This is a genomic window from Terriglobales bacterium (genome assembly GCA_035561515.1).
Lineage (GTDB): Bacteria > Acidobacteriota > Terriglobia > Terriglobales > Acidobacteriaceae > DATMXP01.
Map to the genome: position 1 here is coordinate 128,118 of DATMXP010000009.1, position 20,764 is coordinate 148,881.

The 20,764-nt window shown below is 57.1% G+C and carries 14 protein-coding genes; 6 read left to right on the forward strand and 8 right to left on the reverse strand.

Annotation, left to right across the window (positions count from 1 at the left end; translation table 11 throughout):
• Positions 1-15: 15 nt before the first annotated feature.
• A complete protein-coding gene (locus VN577_04070; GenBank protein HWR13979.1) occupies positions 16-1,245 on the reverse strand; it encodes a glycosyltransferase family 39 protein in 1,230 nt (409 codons plus the stop codon).
• Positions 1,246-1,587: 342 nt separating this feature from the next.
• Here VN577_04070 and VN577_04075 point away from each other — a divergent pair, with 342 nt between their 5' ends.
• Complete coding sequence (locus VN577_04075; protein HWR13980.1) at positions 1,588-3,984, forward strand: VCBS repeat-containing protein; 2,397 nt, start codon at positions 1,588-1,590, stop codon at positions 3,982-3,984.
• A 71-nt stretch (positions 3,985-4,055) separates the two neighbouring features.
• On the opposite strand, the gene VN577_04080 is transcribed toward VN577_04075, so the two are convergent.
• The 3 genes from VN577_04080 to VN577_04090 all read right to left on the reverse strand — a co-directional run bounded on the left by VN577_04080 (position 4,056) and on the right by VN577_04090 (position 9,686).
• Positions 4,056-4,850, reverse strand: a complete 795-nt coding sequence (locus VN577_04080) for a slipin family protein (GenBank protein HWR13981.1) — start codon at positions 4,848-4,850, stop codon at positions 4,056-4,058.
• A 750-nt stretch (positions 4,851-5,600) separates the two neighbouring features.
• Entirely contained in the window at positions 5,601-8,801 is a 3,201-nt protein-coding gene (locus VN577_04085) for a hypothetical protein (protein HWR13982.1), read from the reverse strand.
• 63 nt (positions 8,802-8,864) lie between these two features.
• Positions 8,865-9,686, reverse strand: coding sequence for an alpha/beta hydrolase family protein (locus VN577_04090; protein HWR13983.1), 822 nt, complete (start codon positions 9,684-9,686; stop codon positions 8,865-8,867).
• Positions 9,687-9,831: 145 nt separating this feature from the next.
• Between VN577_04090 and VN577_04095 the strand changes: the two genes are divergently transcribed.
• The 3 genes from VN577_04095 (at position 9,832) to gcvH (ending at position 12,178) form a co-directional block, all read left to right on the forward strand.
• Complete coding sequence (locus VN577_04095) at positions 9,832-10,461, forward strand: TonB family protein (GenBank protein ID HWR13984.1); 630 nt, start codon at positions 9,832-9,834, stop codon at positions 10,459-10,461.
• An 85-nt stretch (positions 10,462-10,546) separates the two neighbouring features.
• Positions 10,547-11,704, forward strand: a complete 1,158-nt coding sequence (gcvT, locus tag VN577_04100) for a glycine cleavage system aminomethyltransferase GcvT (protein HWR13985.1) — start codon at positions 10,547-10,549, stop codon at positions 11,702-11,704.
• A gap of 90 nt (positions 11,705-11,794) precedes the next feature.
• A complete protein-coding gene (gene gcvH, locus VN577_04105) occupies positions 11,795-12,178 on the forward strand; it encodes a glycine cleavage system protein GcvH (protein HWR13986.1) in 384 nt (127 codons plus the stop codon).
• A gap of 32 nt (positions 12,179-12,210) precedes the next feature.
• Here gcvH and VN577_04110 read toward each other — a convergent pair whose 3' ends face one another.
• Positions 12,211-13,167 (reverse strand): cysteine synthase family protein, encoded by a 957-nt coding sequence (locus tag VN577_04110; protein HWR13987.1) that lies wholly within the window; start codon positions 13,165-13,167, stop codon positions 12,211-12,213.
• 193 nt (positions 13,168-13,360) lie between these two features.
• Between VN577_04110 and gcvPA the strand changes: the two genes are divergently transcribed.
• Positions 13,361-14,686: an aminomethyl-transferring glycine dehydrogenase subunit GcvPA gene (gene gcvPA, locus VN577_04115; protein HWR13988.1), complete on the forward strand. Its 1,326-nt coding sequence runs from the start codon at positions 13,361-13,363 to the stop codon at positions 14,684-14,686.
• Complete coding sequence (gene gcvPB / locus VN577_04120; protein HWR13989.1) at positions 14,683-16,194, forward strand: aminomethyl-transferring glycine dehydrogenase subunit GcvPB; 1,512 nt, start codon at positions 14,683-14,685, stop codon at positions 16,192-16,194. Before gcvPA ends, gcvPB begins: the two co-directional genes overlap by 4 nt.
• A gap of 51 nt (positions 16,195-16,245) precedes the next feature.
• On the opposite strand, the gene VN577_04125 is transcribed toward gcvPB, so the two are convergent.
• From VN577_04125 to VN577_04135, 3 genes are all read right to left on the reverse strand, one after another.
• Positions 16,246-17,340 (reverse strand): MBL fold metallo-hydrolase, encoded by a 1,095-nt coding sequence (locus VN577_04125; protein HWR13990.1) that lies wholly within the window; start codon positions 17,338-17,340, stop codon positions 16,246-16,248.
• 2 nt (positions 17,341-17,342) lie between these two features.
• Positions 17,343-19,655 carry a S8 family serine peptidase gene (locus tag VN577_04130; protein HWR13991.1) on the reverse strand — a complete coding sequence of 771 codons (2,313 nt, stop codon included), beginning with the start codon at positions 19,653-19,655 and terminating at the stop codon, positions 17,343-17,345.
• 194 nt (positions 19,656-19,849) lie between these two features.
• Entirely contained in the window at positions 19,850-20,719 is an 870-nt protein-coding gene (locus tag VN577_04135) for a hypothetical protein (protein ID HWR13992.1), read from the reverse strand.
• Positions 20,720-20,764 lie beyond the last annotated feature (45 nt).

The following is a 20,764-nucleotide window of genomic DNA, read 5'->3' on the forward strand; positions in this document are numbered from 1 at the left end:
ACCTTGTCCCCGATTCTACACCTCTGAATCGCGCAATTCCGGATGCTTTCGCTGCAAATTACTACTCTGACTGATCAGGAAAACGATGAGTATCGCCATCAGCGGCTCGATCGGTGCCCGGTAACGCGGATGCGGGAACACAAAGTAGTACACAACCGGATAAATCAGCATCGCAGCGCCATACACGAACCAGGCTCGCCGCCGTTGTTTCCACATCAGAATCAGGCCCATGAAGCCCAGGATTGATGTCGTGAAGAAAAACACATTTCGCGCATCCATGAACCATCCGGTCCACGGCGCGTTCGTCCAGAAGTAAGTCATCCGCGCCGCCGTCGCATGCGCAAACGCTCCGGGATTCGCCTTAATCCATGCCATTGCCTCGCGTTTGCGTTCTTTCACATAAGCGAGTTCGCCCATCTCTTTATAGCGCTGGAATTCGATCTTGTTCTGCGTCGGATGCACGTACCACATCCACAAGCCCATCGCACCCGGCCCGTTTCCAAATCGAAGTTCCGCTCCCAGGTTAGTCCGCAGGAAGACCGGTTCGCCGAACACGCGATGGTTCCTCACCAGCCACGGCGTAATCATCGCGAAGAACAGCACTCCCGAAATCACCGCTGGCACGAACCACGCCTTCTTTTGCCGATGCAACTGATAAACCACCCACAGTCCGAAACACGGCACCAGCGACAGCACCGAAGAATTCGTCAGCGCCAATACACCCCACAGCGCTCCCCACAACGCCCACTCGCGTTTCCGGCGTCCCTCCGCCAATCGCATTGTGATGAGCGCCAGCACTGTCACGAGAAACGTCGTGATCGCCGTCTCCCATACCCACTTCACGGCCCAATAGCCGGCGTAGGGAAATACACCCCATGTCCACGCCGACCATTTCGCAATCTTCAGATTGAAGCTTCGTAGCGCCAGGAAGAATACCGGCAGCACCGTCAGCGCCGAGAACGCGCTGTTAATTGTCAGCAGGATGATCGCCGACAGCGGTGTATAAACCCCAAAGACCTTAAACACGCCGGCAATCAGAAACGGATATGCTGGAGGTTCCCACGCCGTCGTCCCCGTCGGATCTTGGAACGGACTCGAATACCCCTTGCCCTCCGCCAGCGACTGCGCAATCCGCCCCATCTCCCAGCCAATCCCGAACGTCCCATCTGTCGCCTTCGGGCGATACGTATGCGCGGCCAGCATGAAGCCCACCCGCAGCAGAAAGCCGATCAGCACAATCCACATCAACTTCCTGCGCCAGGAGGCATCAAGCGTAAACAGACTTTTTGGTTGGGTTGCTACGGCGGTATTCAAGATTCAGAAAGTCTACCAGCTACTTTGTCGCTGGGCACAGGCAGGATTTGAGGAAGGATTAGTTGCAATCATCTACTTCACTAATACCGGGCCTTGGGCGGGCCAAAAAGGGTTACGCTCCGAAACAGAAATCTTCTTTGCATTGTCCTCACTCACACCCCACCCGTAACTTGTGCGTTCCATCCCGCTCTGTCCAGAATAGGCAACCAGTTACAACTTAGTTAACTCAGATATTGCTAGTTCCTCCACCTTCGCCTTTTGGGGACCCTATCAATGTCTTTGCCTTCCACACCACTCCGTTTCCTGTCGCTCACTGCTCTTTTAATCGCCTTCTGTTTCATGGCGGCAGCCTCTGCCCAAACCTTCGCTCCAGCAGTCCCGTACGCTGCCAATGCTGGCAATAAGCTCGTACGCGCCGACTTCAACAACGACGGTCATCAAGACCTCTTAACCGTATCCGGCTCTCAGGGCACCATCCTGTTCGGCGACGGAACCGGTGTCTTCTCGCGGCGTGACTTCGACCCGGGAGTTACTCTTACACAGCTCTTCGCCGTCGACGCCAACGGCGATGGCAAAGTCGATATCATCGGTGTTAGCGGCACTAGCTCCGCTCCCCAGATCGCCGTCCTTCTCGGAAATGGAGATGGCACCTTCCAGCCCGCTCGCCTCATCGACGCCGGAACCAAGTCCATTTCTATCGCCGTCGCCGATTTCAACCGTGACGGCAAGATCGATATTGCTGCCGGTTCCATCACTGGCGATCCCCAGCAGACTCCTCCTCCGAATACCGTTTCTGTTTACTATGGCGACGGAACCGGCAACTTCGCTCTAGGCCTGACCATGAACAATGTCGGCATCCCGAAGCCGTTTCCTGAAAGCTATTGCACCGGATACCAGCTTACCCAGATCAGCGCCACCGACCTCAACGGCGATGGTTGGCCCGACATCGCCTTCATCGCTGGCGGCGCCGGCTGCGACGTCGAGCTCGGCGACATCTACGGCCTCTATAACAACGGCAACGGCACCTTCACCGGCAAAGACATTACGGGACTTTCCGTACCGCGCGAACTCGGAACTGGTGATTACGATCAGAACGGCGCGCATGACCTCGCCGTCCCATATTCCGGCTGCCACACTCCTTGCCAGGGCTTGAACCTATACCTGAACCCGGCCCCCTCGCCTACTTCCACACTATCCGTCCCGCTTCCCACGGCAATCGGCTACGCGGAATCGTCATCGTATAACTCTCCTGTCATCGCAGACTTCAACAATGACGGGCGAAACGACGTCGTTTACGGCCTGTACGCCTACGCTTACGGAGGTAGTTATAACGGCGACACATATGGCGTCGCTTTTGCTACTCAGAACGCCGATGGAACTCTGGCGCCTGGAGCATTTCTCCAAACTCAGGGAGGTGCCCCGTCGTCGATTGTCGTCGGCGACTTCAATGAGGATGGCAAACTCGATGTCGCGGGCACTCTCGGCGGCCAGGTTTTCGTCTGGCTGAACACCACCGCCGACGCGCAGGCTTGCGCTCCCGGTGGCGACCGCACCATTCACGTCTGCTCACCGGGTACAACGTCATCCACCGACGATGTCCGCTTCCTGGCCACGCCGCGCTCCAACCAGCCGATCTCCGGCATGAAGGTTTATGTCGATAATGTCGGGTACTTCGCCACCGACCAGGATCGCCTCAGTGCGCGCCTGAAGCTCTCCGCCGGCTCCCACAACATTGTCGTCAAGGCCTGGGACACCCAGGGGCCGTTCAGTACCTCATTCACCCTCAACGTGACCGGTACCAGCGGGGGCTCGTGTCCTGCCGGAGCCGACCGTACTGTGAACCTCTGCTCGCCGCAGAATGGCGCCACCCTCACCAGCCCCGTTAAGGTTCTCGCGACTGCGCGTTCCGATCAGGGCTTAAGTGATCTTCAGCTCTACATCGACTACAAGCTGGTGATGAGGACTGGCCCCGGGGTCAGCACCATCGACCAGGACGTAATCTTCACCTCCGGCACTCATTTCGTCGAAGTAAAGGGCTGGGACAAAACTGGCGCCTTCAGCAGCAGCGCGAGTTTCACCGTTTCCGGCGGCAGCAGTGGAGGTTGCACCGCGACTGCCGACCGCACCGTAAACATCTGTCAACCGGCCAACGGTTCATCCGTGGGAAGTCCGGTCCGCGTGCTTGCCGGCCTCCGTTCCGACGCAGGTATCGTTGACGCCCAGATCTACGTCGACAGCACGCTCGTGTATCACAGCGGATCTGCAACCAGCACCGTCGACCAGAGTCTTTCCATGAGCGCGGGTACGCACCGCATCACCGTAAAAGGCTGGGACAAGTACGGCGCATTCAGTTCGTCCGTCACCATTTCAGTCACCGGCAATGGTCAAACCACCTGTACCACCAGCACGGATCGCTCCGTCAACCTCTGCCAGCCTGCCGATGGCGCAACCGTGTCTTCTCCCGTAAGGGTGTACGCCGCGCTTCGCTCCTCCGCGGGTATCACAGCCGCGCAGATATACCTCGATGGATCCGTTGTCTGGCAAGGTCCATCTGGAACAACCCTGGTCGACAAGTCACTGACGATCGGTGTGGGCAGCCACCGCATCACCGTGAAGGGATGGGACAAATACGGCTCCTTCATGGACACTGCCAACATCACCGTCCAGTAGGGAAGTAAAAGAGAAAGGCCCACCATGTATTGGTGGGCCTGTTTTTTGCACACTGCTCTCGCCAGACGTGGTTACTCGCCGCTCTCTTCGTCAGGCTTTTCGACTTTCTTGCGCCCGTTCCTCTGAATCGGGACCACTTCTCCTGTAGATGCGCCGAACACTACGGTATTGCCGGAACTGTCGCCCAGGTGCTGAAGCATGCGCAGTTGCAGCAAGCTCGGATTTTCCTCGATCATCTTTGCCGCATTCGCCAGGTTTCTCAGCGCCGCCGTCTCGCCGCGTGCCTTCTCCAGCGCCGCCTGTCCCTCCTTCTGCGCCTTCACGACCTGTGCGTACACCTTTTTCATTTCGCCGGGCAGAGTAATGTCTTTCACATCGGCAGCCAGCAGCTTTAAGCCAATCTTTTCCGCATGTGGCACGCCCATCTCCAGCAGCCGTGCGGAAATCTGGTTCCTCTGGCCTAGGATGTCATCTGCCTTCGCTCCGGTTACGATGTCGCGCAGCACCATCTGCAGCAGCAGATAAATGGCTGTATGCACATTTTCAGAAGAGTGCACCGCCAGTTTCGGATCGATAATCTCGTATTGCGCCGCGATGCTCAGCTTCAGTGTGATCCCGTCCGAGCTAAGCAGCTCCTGTCCCACGATCGATACGAATCGCGAGCGCACGTCCACCAGTGTGACGTCGGAATTCAGCCTGGAGATCCAGTAGGCACCAGGCTCGAGCACGCCGACCATTCGCCCGTTCTTGTATTTCAACCCGCGCTGAAATTCGTACACAGTCACGCGCCGGAACACGGAAAAGAAAATCTTCACCGACAAGCCCGCAATAATGACGATAAGAATCGCAACAACCAGCAGTTCCATAGGTTCTCTTTTCCCGCCGTTGCAGAGACCACGCACAGCCGGCGGAGGTCTTAACCTGCAGGGCCGACGGCACGCTGCGCCCGAAGGCGCTGGCCTCCGCTCAGGCGGTTTGGGTCAGCCGAAGTGACAGTTCGGTGGAAGCAATCGAGTGCGAACGCCGAGAGTGAACTACCCACGGCCCGCTACTTGCCTCCGTTGCGAAGCTTACTTTAACTCTTGAGTAAATGGCAGTGAGTTGTTGCCCGATGGTCCAGACTTAGCACGTTCCGATGCCCACAGCAGCCATTCCCATTTTGAAAAAAAATGTTGTCAAGGGGGTCTAACGCCTTCGTTCGCTGCAAAATCTTGATTCCATTCGAAATATATTTCCCAAAATGTTGGCATGATGCCCCCACCCAAATTGCTATCCTGAAAATGTAGGTAATGAAGTCGCGTGCGGGGTGGACGTCCGCCCTAGCTGCTAGTAGCTAACAGCTAAAAGCCAGTGAGCTGAACACAACATCTTGTGCTCACAGCTAAGTTCTTTGAAATCAAATCCATGCCGTAAGTAGCTGCAAAATCATCAACTTATAAGTGCTTTGTTTTCATAGTCCGTCGTGCAAGTGGTTTGTTTTCTTAGTAGGGAGGGGGTGGGGGGTACCCCCGTCGGTGAAATCGGCCAACCACAATATCCTGTGGTAGGCGGAGCACCACCGGACTCCGCCACCAAATACTAACCACTACAACTTGGTTTTTCGGCGAAACAAGAAGTTACTCGAAGTTCCCCTGCGAGTGCCCATGCTCCGGTTTCTGCTGCGGATTAATTTCCGCCAGGCCAGCCTGTTTTAACTGAGCGTTGATACCCGGCAGGTCGGTCTTGACCACCTGCTCCCAGGCCGCGAGTCCGGCAGGGAACTCGCCTTCGACTTTAGCCAGCGCCGCCAACTGTGCCGCCGTCGGAGCCGCATCGACCTGCCCGACCAGGCCGTACAGCGTGTACGCATGATCGTTGAGGTCGGACAGGCTGGTGACCTTCGCAGCACCCGCCGGAGGATTTTCCGGACCATCGAGCGCCGCAGTTACCTTGGAGCTGAAAGCTTTCAGCGCATCGGCGACTGCGCCGGTCGGCTTGAGTTTGCCGATTTGTTCCTGCACTGACTTCGCCTGCAACACGGCGACCGAGCTGCGCTCGACCAAATCGGCCAGCTTTTGTTCAGCCGCGAACATCTGCTGCAAACCGGCCTGTGTGGTCTTTACGCGCGGATCCATCTTGATCGTCAGCGGCACGGTCACGGTCTTGCCGTTCGCGGTCAGTCGGACGGTGTATTTACCCGGCACAGCGGTCGGCCCCAGCGGATTGCGCGGCGTGTCCCCCGGCACCGCGGTGATCGGATACTCATGCATCACCGATGTCGGCGCGGTGTAATGCAGGTCCCACACGAACCGGTGCATGCCGGCCTCGGTCGCGGGATTCGGTGCTATGCGAACCCAATACACCGGGATCATCTGGGTCTTGAGTTGATCTGGGGTCAGCTCCGGCGGATCGCTGCTCGCGAATTTGCGAACCAGCTTTCCTGCAGAATCAAGAATTTCGAGCGTGACGACGCCCGAAGCCGGTTGCGCGAGATAGTAGTCGATCACCGCGCCATCTGGCGGATTCTGCGCCAAAGCCTCATCCGGAGGAATTGGTGTCTCGGCATGCGTGCTGCGGCGCGCGCGAATGGCAGTTGCAGGATCGTACAGATGAACGTCGGGCATTGTCGCCTTCACCTGCCGAAGCGGCGTGATGTCGTCAAGAATCCAGAACGAGCGCCCATGAGTTCCAACGATCAGGTCGTTGTCGTGGATCCAAAGGTCGCGCATCGAGGTATGCGGCAAATTGAATTGCAGCGGTTGCCAGTTGTCGCCATCGTTGAACGAAACCCAGACGGCGGTTTCCGTTCCGGCGAACAGCAGCCCCTTGCGGAGGTGATCTTCGCGCACGGTGTTAACCGGCGAATCGGCTAGCCCGCTCACGACGAGCTGCCACGTCTTGCCCCCATCGTGCGTGCGATAGATGTACGGTTTCAAATCATCAACGCGAAAACGGCTGACGGAAATGTAAGCCGTGTTGTCGTCATAATGCGAAGCTTGGATCTGCGTGACCTTGCTCCACGGAGTCAGCTCGCGTGGCGTGATGTCGGTCCATTTTTTCCCGCCGTCACGCGTGATCCAGACTTTGCCGTCGTCGGTTCCGGCCCAAATGGTGTTGATGTTTTTGTATGAAAGTCCGAGAGCGTAGATCGCTCCACGTTGCTTGGCAGCCTTCGCATCTTTCGCTGCCATCGGCACGCTAGGCGGAATTCCAGGATTCGGATGCGCGAGGTCAGGCGAAATCGTCTGCCACGTTTGCCCGTAATCGGTGGATTTGAACAGAACGTTCGCGGCGTAGAACAGCGTCTTGTTGTCGATCGGCGAAAACATGATCGGCTGTGTGCGTTCTGCTCGGAAGTCGCCTTTGATCGGCAGCGGCGTGATGTTCTGTGTCTGCCCGGTCTTCCAGTCGTACTTGGAAACTTCGGTTCGGCCGGCGCCGAAAATGACCTCGGGATTCAGCGGATCGGGTGCAACGTAACCATATTCGATCACGTTAACCGGATGCCAGTCGCGGAACGAAATGTAGCCGTCGTTCCCGCGGCTCAGCGTGCAGGCAGAACCGCTTTCCTGCTGTCCGCCGCAGACTTTGTACGGCCACTCGTTCGTGGTAATAACGTGGTAGAACTGCGCAGTTGGCTGGTTGTACCAACTGCTCCACGTCTTGCCGCCGTTCACGCTGATGACCGCGCCCTGATCGGCGACGGTCATGATGATGTCGGTGTTGAACGGATTGATCCAGACGTTCTGGTAATCATCGCCGCCCGGCGCGCCTTTCAGGCTCGTCCAGGTTTTACCGCCATCGGCGGTCTTCGCCAGAATGATTCCGGCGCTGTAAACCACGTCCGGATTCTTCGGATCGATTTCGATGTACGGCAGATCGCCGCCGCCGATCTTCATCGCCGAGCGCGGATCGTCTGCCGCTTTGCGCCAGGTTTCTCCGGCATCGTCGGAACGGTAAAAACCCATTCCTTTGTTCGTCGCGTACTCGGATTTTTCTGTCGTCGAAAACACCACGTAGAGAATGTTCGGATTACTCGGCGAAAGCGCGACGTTCGCCTGCACTAGATTTTCCGGCAAGCCTTTCGTGAGCTTCGTCCAAGTTGCGCCGTAATCGGTGGACTTAAAAACGCCGCCCTTGGTTCCGCTGTAGTCGTTTTTGTCTTCCCACGGCGCGTGACGCGATTCCCACATCGTCGCGTAAATCACCTGCGGGTCTTTCGGATCCATTACTACGTCGTAACCGCCAGTGTTCTCGTCGATGTAGAGGACTTTCTTCCACGTGAATCCACCATCCATCGAACGGAAAATGCCACGTTCCTCATTCGGTCCGTACGGATGTCCAAGAACCGCTGCAAATAGGTGCTCAGCATTGCGCGGATCGACCGCAAGGCGTGGAATCTGCTGACCATCTTTTAGGGCTTCGGTGTACTTCCACGTCTTGCCGCCATCGGTCGACTTGTAGATACCGTTACCGACAGAAAGATCGGGCCGGTGCAATCCTTCACCGGAAGCAACATAGACGGTATTCGGATCCGAGTCCGCAACCTGAATATCGCCGACCGATTGCGTCGGCTGCGAATCGAAGATCGGTTGCCAGGTTCGACCGTAATCGTCCGTCTTCCACACGCCGCCATTCACCGGCGCCATATAGAAGACGTTCGGCTGCGTCGGAACCCCGGTCGCAGCGCGGACGCGCGACGCTCGAAACGGTCCGATCGCCCGCCACCGCAGGTCCTGATATGTGTTCTCGGGGATCTGCTGGGCGAAGCAATTGACCGCGAACAGAAGTGCAAACGTGATTGTCACCAGGCGCTGCAACGAAAACAGTCGACTCACGAATCTCTCCGAACTAAGAAAACTGAGTGCAAAGAATAGATGATGCTTTTACCGCCCGACAACTCAGTGCGCTTGCAACAACGGCAGGAATTGGCGGATGCTGCGATCCCAGAACGGCCACTCGTGCTTCCCGGGACGCTCCTGATACTGATAACGCACATGCAAGCCTGGCAAAACGGCAACAAAGTCGCGGTTTGCCTGTAGCAAGAAATCGTCGCTGCCGCAGTCGAGATACAAATAGGGAATTGCGTTCACGTCGGCGACCTTAATCAGGCGCAAGATGTCGTTGTCAGCGCGAGTTTTGCTGTCCTTCGCTCCGAAGGCCTTGTCGAGTTGGTTGGCGAAGTTCTGCTCTTGATCCTCAAGGCGCGTCGGTGCATTCAGGGCTCCACTGAAGCTTCCGGCAAATGAGAACATCTGTGGATACTTCAGCCCGAACTTAAGCGCGCCGTAGCCGCCCATGGAAAGTCCGGCGATGAAACGGGATTCGCGCTTCACGTCGATTCGATAATTGCTTTCGATCTCGGCGACGAGGTCCTTAATGATGTAGTCCTCGTAGCGCTGCTTGGGATCCGTATCCCAATTCACATACCAGGAATCATTCGCATCAGGCATCACGACGATGAGGTCCGCGCCATCGAGGTAGCTTTTGATCTCGGTCCGGTCCGACCAGTCTTTCTGGTTTCCGTACAGTCCATGCAGCAGATACAGCACGGGATACCTTTTCTCTCCCTGCGCGTACGACGCAGGCACATAAACGCGGTAGTGCATCGCACGTCCCATGGACTTGCTTTGAAATTCGGCTTCTTTTAGTTGTGGAGCTTGCGCCGCAGCGGCAAGCGACAGCAGGAGTATGACTGCAAGATGTCTGGATAGTGCTCGCATGGGCTAACATCCTACCGCATACGGTTCCGACCCGACCGGGTTGAATTTCGTCCCAGAAATCTGTGCAGTGACCGAACGTCACCTTTCCGAGACTTATACGTCAAAGGAAACAGGGCTAAACTGTCCCAACATGCTGACCGAGCCCATGTCGACTAGAAAGCGGCCATCCAACGGGATGATCGTTTCGGCCGGTCTGCACCTGATCGTCCTGGGAATCATCCTGCATCGTCCCGAGGCAATCTTCGTCAGCCCAAATTACACACAATTGGGAAGCGGAACGAGAACCACTTACGTTCTGACCTATATGCCGGAAGGCGCGGACGAACCGGTTCCACTCGAACGCGACAAGATGGCACTGAAGTCGGCACCGCCGAAGTCAAAAGCCAAGTCCGACAAAATCAAGCCCAAAGAGAAGCCGAAGTTCGACCAGCGGGGCGAAGTCGCCGACAAGAACGCCACCGCCGGAACGCCCTACGGTTCGCTCTACGAAGCAATGGCGAACGGACACGACGTACGCCCGGCAATCCCGGTTATCTTCCCCAAGCCCGATGTGAGCAATGCCGATCTGCCGCCGGGACTTCAGGGCAAGGTCATTGTCGAGGTGACAATCGACAGCGACGGCAGCGTGATCGACACCAAGTTGCTACAAAGCATCTCTCCGCACATTGACGAGAAAGTCATCGCGGCAGTACAAAGATGGCGGTTTCGCCCGGCCGTCATGGACGGCCAGCCGATCCCTTCCAAGCACGACGTCTACTTCAACTTCCCCTCTTAGCGCCAGTTTGATTCCCTATAAGTCCGAGTGATACCCTAGGCCGTTTGTTGAGCTAGCGGTGAAATCTTCTGTCTGAGGGCTCCCTGTGTCATCTGCCGTCGAAGTGAATGCTCCCCGAAAAACCGCATTAAACGCAGTTCATCGTCAGATGGGCGCCAAGATGGTGGACTTCAATGGCTGGGACATGCCCGTGGAATATCCGCCGTCTGGCGACCGCAAATCCGGCGGACTGATTGCAGAGCACCTTGCCGTGCGCTCGGGTGTTGGCATCTTCGACGTCAGCCACATGGGCGACATTCACGTCCACGGACCCGAGGCGCTCGCGGCCATCCAGCATATCTGCATGAACGACGCGTCGAAGCTGAACATCGGACAGGCGCAGTATTCGGCGATGCTGTATCCGAATGGCACTTTCGTTGACGACGTGATCATTCACAAGATGGCAGACGATGATTACCTGATCGTCATCAACGCAGGAACCCGCGAGAAAGATTTCGGTTGGGTGCGCGATAACGCTCGAGGTTTCAACTGCAAAGTAGAGGACCTGAGCGACCAATTCACGCAGATCGCGATTCAGGGGCCGAAGGGCGTCGACCTGCTGCAACGGCTAACGGATGCCGACTTAAGCAAGGTGAAATTCTACTGGTTTACGCACGGGACAGTCTGCGGACTAAAGAACATCCTGATCGCGCGGACCGGTTACACGGCGGAGGACGGTTTCGAGATTTACGTTCCCAGCGATGAAAAGACCAGCTCAATGGTATGGAACAAGGTGATGGAAGCCGGAAAGGACCTCGGCGTCCTGCCTTGCGGACTGGGTGCTCGCAACACGTTACGTCTGGAAGGAAGACTTCCACTCTACGGACACGAGATTTCAGACAGTATCAACGTTTGGGAGGCCGGACTGGACCGCTTCTGCAAGATGGAGAAGCCGGAATTCACCGGTAAGGACGCGCTGGCACGGGCTAAGGAAAAAGGTGTTGGGCGCGTTCTGGTCGGGCTTGAAATGGTGGACCGAGGTATCGCGCGAGACGGGTACAAGGTGCTGAGTCCGATCGGAGCGGAAATAGGGTACGTGACGAGCGGATCGCCCGCGCCATTCTTGAAGAAGAACGTTGCATTGGCGTACGTGCCTCCGTCTCATTCGGCGGTGGACACGGAAGTTGCGGTTGAGATTCGCGGCCAGGCGGTGAAGGCGAAGGTGGTGCCCACACCGTTTTATAAAAGGCCGAAGAAGACTTAGTGGTCAGGGGCTGACGCGCATTTCATTTTCGAGTCATATGGCACAAGTAAATCGGTGCCATGAAAATACAAGACATTGAGAGGGAGATAGATGGCTTATCCGGCGGACTTCAAATACACGAAAGAGCACGAGTGGATCAAGGTGGAAGGCAACACCGGCACAATCGGCATCACGGACCATGCGCAGCAGGCGCTGGGCGACATCGTTTTCGTTGAGTTGCCAAAAGTGGGTGCGTCGATCACATCGGGGCAGAGCTTCGGAACCGTCGAATCGGTCAAGGCCGTCAGCGACCTTTATGCTCCGGTTTCCGGCACGGTAACCGAAGTGAACGCTGACCTGGCGACCGCGCCGGAAAAGGTGAACAGCGATCCCCATGGCGCATGGATGATCAAGATCACGCTGGCCAACACCGCCGAAGCGAATTCTCTGATGTCTGCCGCTGATTACGAGGCATTCGTAGCGGAAGAGAAGTAGCCGTTCCTGGAGTTTGACGAATCAGCATCGGCCTACGCCGGTGCTGATTCGTTTTCCTCTCGCCGATACAAATCGGTACTCACGTACTTCAATCCCGAGTCGATCATCAACGTGACAATTCTCGCCTGGGGCCCCAACTTCTCTGCGACGCGAAGCGCCGCCTGAACGTTTCCGCCCGAGGATGTTCCGGCGAAAATGCCTTCTTTGCGTGCCAGTTCGCGCGCCATCTCTTTCGCATCCTCGGTATTGACCGAGAGGACTTCGTCCACGATGCTGTCGTCCCAGAGCGGCGGTTTGTAGCCGATACCGATCCCTTCAATGTCATGTGCGCCGGGCTTCCCGCCCGAGAGCACATTGGATTCTCCCGGTTCGACCGCAATGATCTTCACCTTCGGGTTGTGACGTTTCAGGACAGTTGCGACGCCGCGTAGCGACGCCGCCGTGCCCACGGACTGGATAAAGGCATCGACTCTTCCACCGGCCTGTTCCCATATCTCCTCGCCCAAGGCGTGATATCCGGCGATGCTGTCAGCATTGTTGAGTTGGTCGGCCCAGTAGGTGTGAGGCTCGCGGCTGAGCCTGCGGGCCTCTTCGATCATCTGGAGGATAAGTTGCTTGGTAATGCCGCCGCCATCGTAGGGAACCAGCGTGAGCTTGGCGCCGAGCGCGACCATCTGGTCGAGCTTTTCCTGGCTGAAGGCGCGTGAGCTGACAACGTGAATTTTGTATCCCTTCGCCGCGCAGACCATGGCGAGGGACGCTCCGGTCGTCCCGCCGGTGTATTCGATCAAGGTGTCGCCGGGTTTCAGGCGGCCGTCTTCTTCGGCCTTTGAGATCAGCCCCAGGGCCATGCGGTCCTTCATGCTGCCAGTGGGGTTCTGAAGCTCAAGCTTGACGAATATTTCAGCGCCGTTCGAGGGGATAATCTTCTGAAGCTTTACGAGTGCGGTATTGCCGATCGCCAGAGACACGTTTTCGCTATAAGGCATTGGGTCCTTCAGTTCGTTTGGGTTAAGGCTAAGTCTCTGGATTTCCCGGAAGTGGAAAACGTCGCATTTTTGTTGAGAAGCGACGATACCCATCGCGGACACTTCCATTTACAATCAGGGGTTACCCACTGAGCCGCGAAATCTTCAGATAGCGCTACCGTCGGGATTTTGCGCGCAGGGGAGCTTACCTTACATGCGATATCTTCCGAAATCTCCCAGCGACAGAGAACAGATGCTGCGCGAGATAGGCGTCAAAAGTATCGACGACCTGTTCGCGCCGATCCCACCGAATGCAAGACTGACAACCGACCTGAAGATTCCGCGCCAGATGGCGGAGTCGGAGATCCTCGATTACTTCCGCCAGCGCGGCGACGAAAACGGCAAAGGTTACGCTTCGTTCCTCGGCGCGGGCGCGTACAACCACTATCGTCCGGTGGTCATTGATTCGCTCATCTCTCGCGGCGAGTTCTTCACCGCCTATACGCCTTACCAGGCGGAGATCGCGCAGGGGACGCTACAGGCGATCTTCGAATTCCAGACGATGATCTGCGAACTGACCGGCATGGAAGTGGCGAACGCGTCCATGTACGACGGGTCCACCGCCGCAACCGAGGCCGTGATGATGGCCGAGCGCATCACCGGGAAGACCGGATGCGTGGTGGCGCGCAGCGTTCATCCGGAATATCGCGAAGTGCTGGCGACCTACGGCAAGTATCAGGGCATGCCGATCGCGAACGTCGGCTTCGGCGAGAACGGTCGCGTGAACCTCGACGAGCTCGACAAGACGCTAACGAACCAGGCTTGCGTATTGATTCAGTCTCCGAATTTCTTCGGCACCATTGAAGACGTCGCGGCGATTGCTGACCTGGCCCACAAGAAAGGTGCTTTGGTAGCTGTCGCGATTGCCGAGGCGGTTTCGCTTGGAATCGTGCGGCCTCCCGTGGAAGCTGACATTGTTGCGATGGAAGCGCAGTCGTTCGGCGTGCCGCTCGGCTTCGGCGGCCCATACGCTGGCGTGATCGCGACGAAAGAAAAGTTCGTTCGCCAGATCCCCGGACGCCTCGTCGGCGAGACCGTCGATAAAAACGGAAAGCGCGGATTCGTGCTGACGCTCTCCACGCGCGAGCAACACATTCGCCGCGAGAAGGCGACCTCGAACATCTGCACCAACCAGGCGCTGATCGCGCTTATGGCGACGATCTTCATGACCATCTACGGACGCGAAGGCATGCGGGAATTAGCCAAGCAAAATCTCGCGAAGGCGGCCTACGCGGCGGATGCGTTCAAGAAGGCCGGTGCGAAGGTGCTCTTCGACGGCGCGCCGCGGTTCAATGAATTCGTGGTGCAGTCGAAGGCTGATCCTTACGCGATCAATGAAGCGCTGATCCAGCAGAAGATTATCGGCGGATTCGTGCTAAAGAAGTTTTATCCGGAACTCGGCAATACGGCTGTCTGGTGCGTAACCGAGATGAACTCGCGCGAGCAGATTGACGCGGTCGCGAAGGAGGTGTCGCGGTGAGCATCAACGACAAGATCAAGAAAGCGACGACGCACGTTATCCAGAACGAAGGCCTCATCTTCGAGAAGTCCTCGCCGGGGAAGAAGGGCTACAAACTGGCTCCGCTCGACGTGCCGGAAGTGGACGCCTCTAAGTTGCTCGGCAACGTAGAGCGCAAACAAGACGCGGCTTTGCCTGAGGTGAGCGAAATCGAGATCATTCGGCACTTCACACGCATCTCGACGTGGAACTACGGCGTCGATACTGGCCTTTACCCGCTCGGTTCCTGCACGATGAAGTACAACGCGCGTGTCAACGAGGTGGCCGCGCGGCGTGAAGGTCTCGCGAATGCGCATCCGTATCAACCGGAGAAGCTATCGCAGGGCGCGCTGAAGATCCTGAAGCTTCTGAGCGACTGCCTGATCGAGATCACCGGCATGGATGCGATCACGCTTCAGCCGGCGGCAGGTGCACACGGAGAACTTACCGGCATCCTGATGGTGCGGGCACATCTGGAAGCGCAGGGGAATCCGCGCAAGAAGATACTCATTCCCGATTCCGCCCACGGAACAAACCCTGCTACCGCGGCGATTGCGGGTTATGCGGTTGAGAACCTCAAGTCGAATGACAAGGGCATGGTCGATCTGGCCGCACTCGAGGCGCAGGTGACGGAAGATGTCGCCGCGCTCATGCTCACCAATCCAAGCACGATTGGCGTCTACGAAACCGAGCTGCACAAGGTTGCCGAGATCCTGCATCGAAAGGGCGCGTTGCTCTACATGGACGGCGCGAACATGAATGCCTTGGTCGGCAAAACCCAGCCCGGCAAGAACGGCGTCGATGTCATGCACCTGAACCTTCACAAGACGTTCTCGACGCCACACGGTGGTGGCGGTCCGGGGTCGGGTCCGGTCGCGGTGAAGAAGGTGCTGGAGCCATATCTCCCGACACCAGTGGTCGTCGAGAAGGCTGGCGGGCTGCTTGGGTTTGAGTACAACCGTCCGCAATCGATTGGTCGTGTGCGGATGTACTACGGCAACTTCGGCATGCATGTCCGCGCGCTGGCTTACATCATGGCGAACGGCCCGGATGGTCTGCGGCAGACGACCGAAGACGCGGTGCTGAACGCAAACTACATCCGCAAGAAGTTGGAAGGCGTGTACGAACTGCCGTACAAGACCCCGTCGCTGCATGAAGTGGTCTTCAACGACCGCATCCAGCAGAAGAAGGGAATCAAGACCGGCGACATCGCGAAACGACTAATCGATTACGGATTCCATCCGTACACGGTTTCGTTCCCGCTGATTGTTCACGGAGCACTGATGATCGAACCAACGGAGAGCGAGTCGAAGGAAGAACTCGATCTTTTCATCGACGCCATGAAGGCAGTTGCACAAGAGGCCGAAGAGAATCCGGAGATCATACTGAATGCGCCGCATACCACGCGCATCTCGCGCCTCGATGAAGTACGCGCAGCGAGACAGCCAATCCTGCGCTGGAAACCAAAAGCGCAGTCAGCGGCTGAGTAGAGAATTACTTTCGAAATACCGCCCCACCCTGAAAAGGTGGGGCTTTTTAGTTCATGCCAAGTCAAGAGCAAGACTGTGTTTTGTCTTCGGCATGATTTTCAGCTTATATCCGTACTCCGCCGGAGGGTACTGCTCTTTGAAACTTGCCACCGACGGAGTGTCATTGGTTACGAAGATGGTGATTTCGCGCTGCTGCTCCTGTGCGGCTTCGGCGATCCAGATTAGCGTGGCGAGATCAGGATTGTCGTCTCTGCCATTCGCAGATGCGACGTAAGTGTCGGCAGTTACCTTCTTGAAGAAAGTCTTGGTGACATTGCGATCGCTGCCGTGGTGCATGAGTTTGAGCACATCCACGTGAAGCTTGCCGTTTTGCAGAAGCCCAGCAGTTTCCAGGCCATTCAGCAGATGGTCACTGCGGCCATCTCCAGTGAGCAGGATTGTCTTTCCATCGGCTTTCGCGTACAGCATGATGCTGCTCAAGTTCGGGACACTGCGATCGGAATTCGCCATCACGAACGGATTGCCCGAGTTAATTGCATCCTCGTGCTCGTTGAGCCAATCGTCCCATTCTTGACGAAGTTCGTCGAGATCCTCCTGAGTCGGACCAACTACATGCAGTTCCAGGTTGTCGAACGAGATTGGGTTAGGGGCCGTGTCTGCTAGAACAAGGCTGTTGGGGAAGCCATCGTTCAGTGGAATATTCAGTTGCAGAGCCTTCAGGCGCAACGCATTTCCTTCACCAACGCCGTGAATGGCAATGCCGGAATCGGCAGAGAAAGCCTGAGGCGACTGGGCCTGCAACGTCTGCATCCGCGGTGCGAGAGCGTTATTCACGTCAATGGTCTTCGAGAACGAGTTGTGCCAAAGAACCGCGGGTCTGGGCAGTGAGCCTGCCCCGCCTGAAGTCTGAAGGTCGGAAAAATAATCAAGCAGGCCAGTGATATGGTCCGCATCGGAATGGCTCAACACAGCCGCTTCTAGAGGACTGCTTTGCTGGCGAATGCTCTCCAAAAATTGTTTCAGGTGCAGTGGATATATGTCGGCGGGCCCGCCGTCGATCAGGATGAATTTTGAGTTTCCACCGCTTCCGTACTCCAGGAACAAACAATCGCCAAACTCCGCTTGTACCACGTGTAGTTTCAGCACGGTCATATCCTCACGAGGTCGGTAGTAAATGCGCCAGTAACCACGAGCGCCACGTCCTGCGGGGGACGGAGCAGGTTCGTGGCGGTGATTTGAATCAGGTAGTCGCCGGCAGGGGGATTCTGTATTCGTATGATCTCAACATTGTTGGTGGGATCAGGACGATGCAGTCCGTTTGGAAGCTGTTCGTTGCCCATCCACTTTTTCCCAGTGGGATCCTGCAGGAACAGGTTGAGATCGTTTTGCAGCGCCCGCCCGGGCACATCGGTATAGGCCATGCAGATGCGCAATGGTTGCGAACCGTCAGTCCTAAACTGGAACCGAAACCGTTGGCCGGTGTATTGGAAGAGAGCCGTCGCGGGATCCTGCCAGTTGTCGAAGAAGAGCAGCCGAAACGCACTACCTGGGGCTGCCGGTACTGAGTTGGCAACATCCACGCGCCCAAAACCCTGGTGGTAATTCGGAGGCATGTTGAAGTCTGCTGCGGCCGATGCGCCAGGCAACCAGCGAGCACCATTGATCAGCGTTGCGCGGACTAAAGCCGCACTTGGCGCGTGGCTCGGGTTCAGCTTCATGTAGTATTCGCGGATGAGCGCAGCGCAGCCCGTCACCAAAGGTGCCGCCATGCTCGTGCCGCCCATATACGCATACTGCGCGTTCGCGTGCGGTCCCCAGAAATGCCTCAGGGGCGCCATGGAAGACTTGCACGAAATGATGTCCGTACCCGGCGCAACGATGTCGGGCTTAATGCGATAGTCGTTACATGGGCCGCGGCTGCTGAAAGCTGCCATGGAATCGGGATTGCCGGAGACCAATTCATCTTTTATCGGGGCATGGGTGAACTGGTCGGGCCAGGCATCACCGTACTTGAAGGCGGCATATCCGCCGGTATTGCGGTTGTTTTGGGATGCACCAACGCAAAGCGCGTTCTTAGCCGTGGCGGGAGAACCGATGGAAAGCCAGTCCACGAAGCCGGTCGCCGCGTTACGGGTTCCCTCGGGAGGATCGTGCTCGGTGCCTTCGTTGCCAGCCGATATCACCACCACCATGTCCTTGTGGCTGTAGACGAAGTCATCCACTTCCTCGCTGTTGATGCGATAGAACGATGCGGTCGCAGAACCCCAACTGTTGTTGTGAACACGCACCTCCGCCCGGTAGGCTTCATCGAAAAGATCCTGGAGTTGGAAAGGAAGTCCGCCGAGTCCTCCTTGGGAGTCGAGTAGCGATTGGAAAAATAACTTCGCTTTCGGAGCGGTGCCGCGGAACAGACCCTGCGATGCATTGCCATCGCCAAGGACGGAACCCGCCACGTGCGTTCCGTGGCCGTGAGTATCGGTAGCGTTTCCGGGCCGCCCTAGCGGGACAGCCTTAACTATCCGATTCGTAAAATCTGGATGATTCTCGTCGATTCCTGTATCGGCAATGCCGACAATTTGACCATCGCCCTCGAGCGGGAGTACATGGCCGGGATTTCCGTCTACTCCCAAAAGGATTCGCGCCTGATCATTGTGAAGCCTTGGGGGGACATAGGGATCGGCGCGATCGATTTCTGGCATCGCAGTGATCTGCTCAAGAAGGTCCGAATCTTCGAGCAGATAGATACGAATTTTCTTCACGCCCTTCCCAGCCACGTCGATGTTGTGTTGTTTGAGCCAGGTGAGAACCGTGGGAAGGGAATCGGCCTCGCGGAGAATGAGGTCGTAGGGGATGTACGCACGAACACCGGTCCGGTCTTCGGTGCGAAGACGTTCAACATCTGCTGCACGGGGCAGAGAGTCCTCTTCATCATGCAGTTCGGCAGAACTGATGAAGGGCAATCTCCGCACCTTTTCGATGTCTGCCGGAGCAATGCGGATCGTCATCCCAAAGTCGTGGAGGCTCTCGACGATCTTCGCGCCCGTTGCTTGCAGAGCTGTTCTCCACGGTTCGATCAAGGGACCTGCCAGGTAGACGCGATAGTAGTTTGGTTTGTCCAGCGGCGGCGGAGCGCTTGGCATGGAGAGAGGAGGCGGTACGGGAGCAGGAACTCGTGCTCCTGCTGTTCCTCCAATTCCTGCTGTCACTGCTACACCGGCAGTAGGGAGTCCGGCGGCCTTGGCGCGTGTTGCGGTAAATGGCTCGCGTTTGCGGATCGGATGCGGAGTTGGTTCGTCGAGCGGTTGGAGCTTGAGTCCAGCCTTTTCCATCTTTTCGATATCCACGTCCTCAACCTCACCGATCATGAAGCTGTCAGTCGCGGTAGCGTTCTTCATGAGAGAAGCGGCAGCGCCGGCTTCAGATTCATGCATAAAGAAGGCAATGAAACGCTTTGCACCCATAGCACACCTCGAAAGTTAGAGATTGGGTCCTTAGCGGCTCGCACTATACGCCCAAGTTAGTCGGGCGGAGCAAAAGAGTTTTATATTCCGGAATCTGGAAATCCCGAACTGGGACAATTGAGGCGGGGCGTTCGTGGATGCAAGTACAAAAGGGCGGTTCACGGAGACCGCCCTTTACCGATTGAACCGAAAAGCTACTGTACCCCGCTACCGTCAGCGTTGTTGACATCGCCCGGCGATAGCTGAATCGGTTGATCGAGGCGCAGGTTCAGACCGGTTTCGGCGGGTAGTTCTACGTCCTTGCCTTTGGTTGCGAGCACGTATCCACCCCCGGCGATCGCGCCGATGGCAAGTCCTTTCAGCGCGCTACCAAAAATCAATCCGGCCACCGTTCCGACCGCTGCTCCAATTCCGATGTCCTTTGCGGCTTCCTTGCCGCTGCGACCGCTCTGCACTTCTCCTTCATCACCGGCTTTGGAACTGGTCTTTGCATTCTCGGTGCTGTTGACCGACGTTAAGGTTGCGAGCAGCGGTAACACGGTTCCATTGCGCAGTTCGATCTCACGGAACCGCAGGTTCAGGCGTCCTTTGCCGCGCAGTTCGGGTAGCGTCTTGCCCTCCTCGGCCTCGGTCACCTCGCCGCGTACCTTGGCTCCGGCCGGGATCATTACGGCACCACCGGCGTCCCTTACCGGCTCGATGACCGTTGCCGTGAACTGGTCTCCGATCTGGCTCGTCTTCGTGGATAGCGCGCTGTCGAGGGCGGCCTTAATCTCGGTGCCGGCGGGAACGCTGTATTCGCCGGACTGCTGCGTATTGTTGCTGGCACTACGCTGATCGAATACCGGCGCATTTTGATCCTGGTCGGCAGGCGCGGTCGTATTCGGATCCTGCCCCATGGGAGCGTTCTGCTGGGGCGTGGTAGCGGGCTCCGGTGGTGGTGCGTAATCTGGTTGCTGGGCGGAGGAGTCGGATCCCGTAGCTGGTGACGTACCCGGATTCTGGGCTACAGAAACCGAAAGGACGGCGAGAAGGAAGATAGTCAACAACGCTGTTTGGCGCATGGCAAACTCCAGTTAACGCACATAGGAAGCCATGCTGCCGGAAGG

Bases quoted from the DNA above. Each gene is read 5' to 3' on its own strand.
- VN577_04070 (HWR13979.1), bottom strand. From the start codon at position 1,245: ATGTGGATTGTGCTGATCGGCTTTCTGCTGCGGGTGGGCTTCATGCTG.
- VN577_04130 (HWR13991.1), bottom strand. From the start codon at position 19,655: ATGGGTGCAAAGCGTTTCATTGCCTTCTTTATGCATGAATCTGAAGCC.
- gcvPA (HWR13988.1), top strand. From the start codon at position 13,361: ATGCGATATCTTCCGAAATCTCCCAGCGACAGAGAACAGATGCTGCGC.
- VN577_04110 (HWR13987.1), bottom strand. From the start codon at position 13,167: ATGCCTTATAGCGAAAACGTGTCTCTGGCGATCGGCAATACCGCACTC.
- VN577_04080 (HWR13981.1), bottom strand. From the start codon at position 4,850: ATGGAACTGCTGGTTGTTGCGATTCTTATCGTCATTATTGCGGGCTTG.
- gcvH (HWR13986.1), top strand. From the start codon at position 11,795: ATGGCTTATCCGGCGGACTTCAAATACACGAAAGAGCACGAGTGGATC.
- VN577_04090 (HWR13983.1), bottom strand. From the start codon at position 9,686: ATGCGAGCACTATCCAGACATCTTGCAGTCATACTCCTGCTGTCGCTT.
- VN577_04075 (HWR13980.1), top strand. From the start codon at position 1,588: ATGTCTTTGCCTTCCACACCACTCCGTTTCCTGTCGCTCACTGCTCTT.
- VN577_04095 (HWR13984.1), top strand. From the start codon at position 9,832: ATGTCGACTAGAAAGCGGCCATCCAACGGGATGATCGTTTCGGCCGGT.
- VN577_04135 (HWR13992.1), bottom strand. From the start codon at position 20,719: ATGCGCCAAACAGCGTTGTTGACTATCTTCCTTCTCGCCGTCCTTTCG.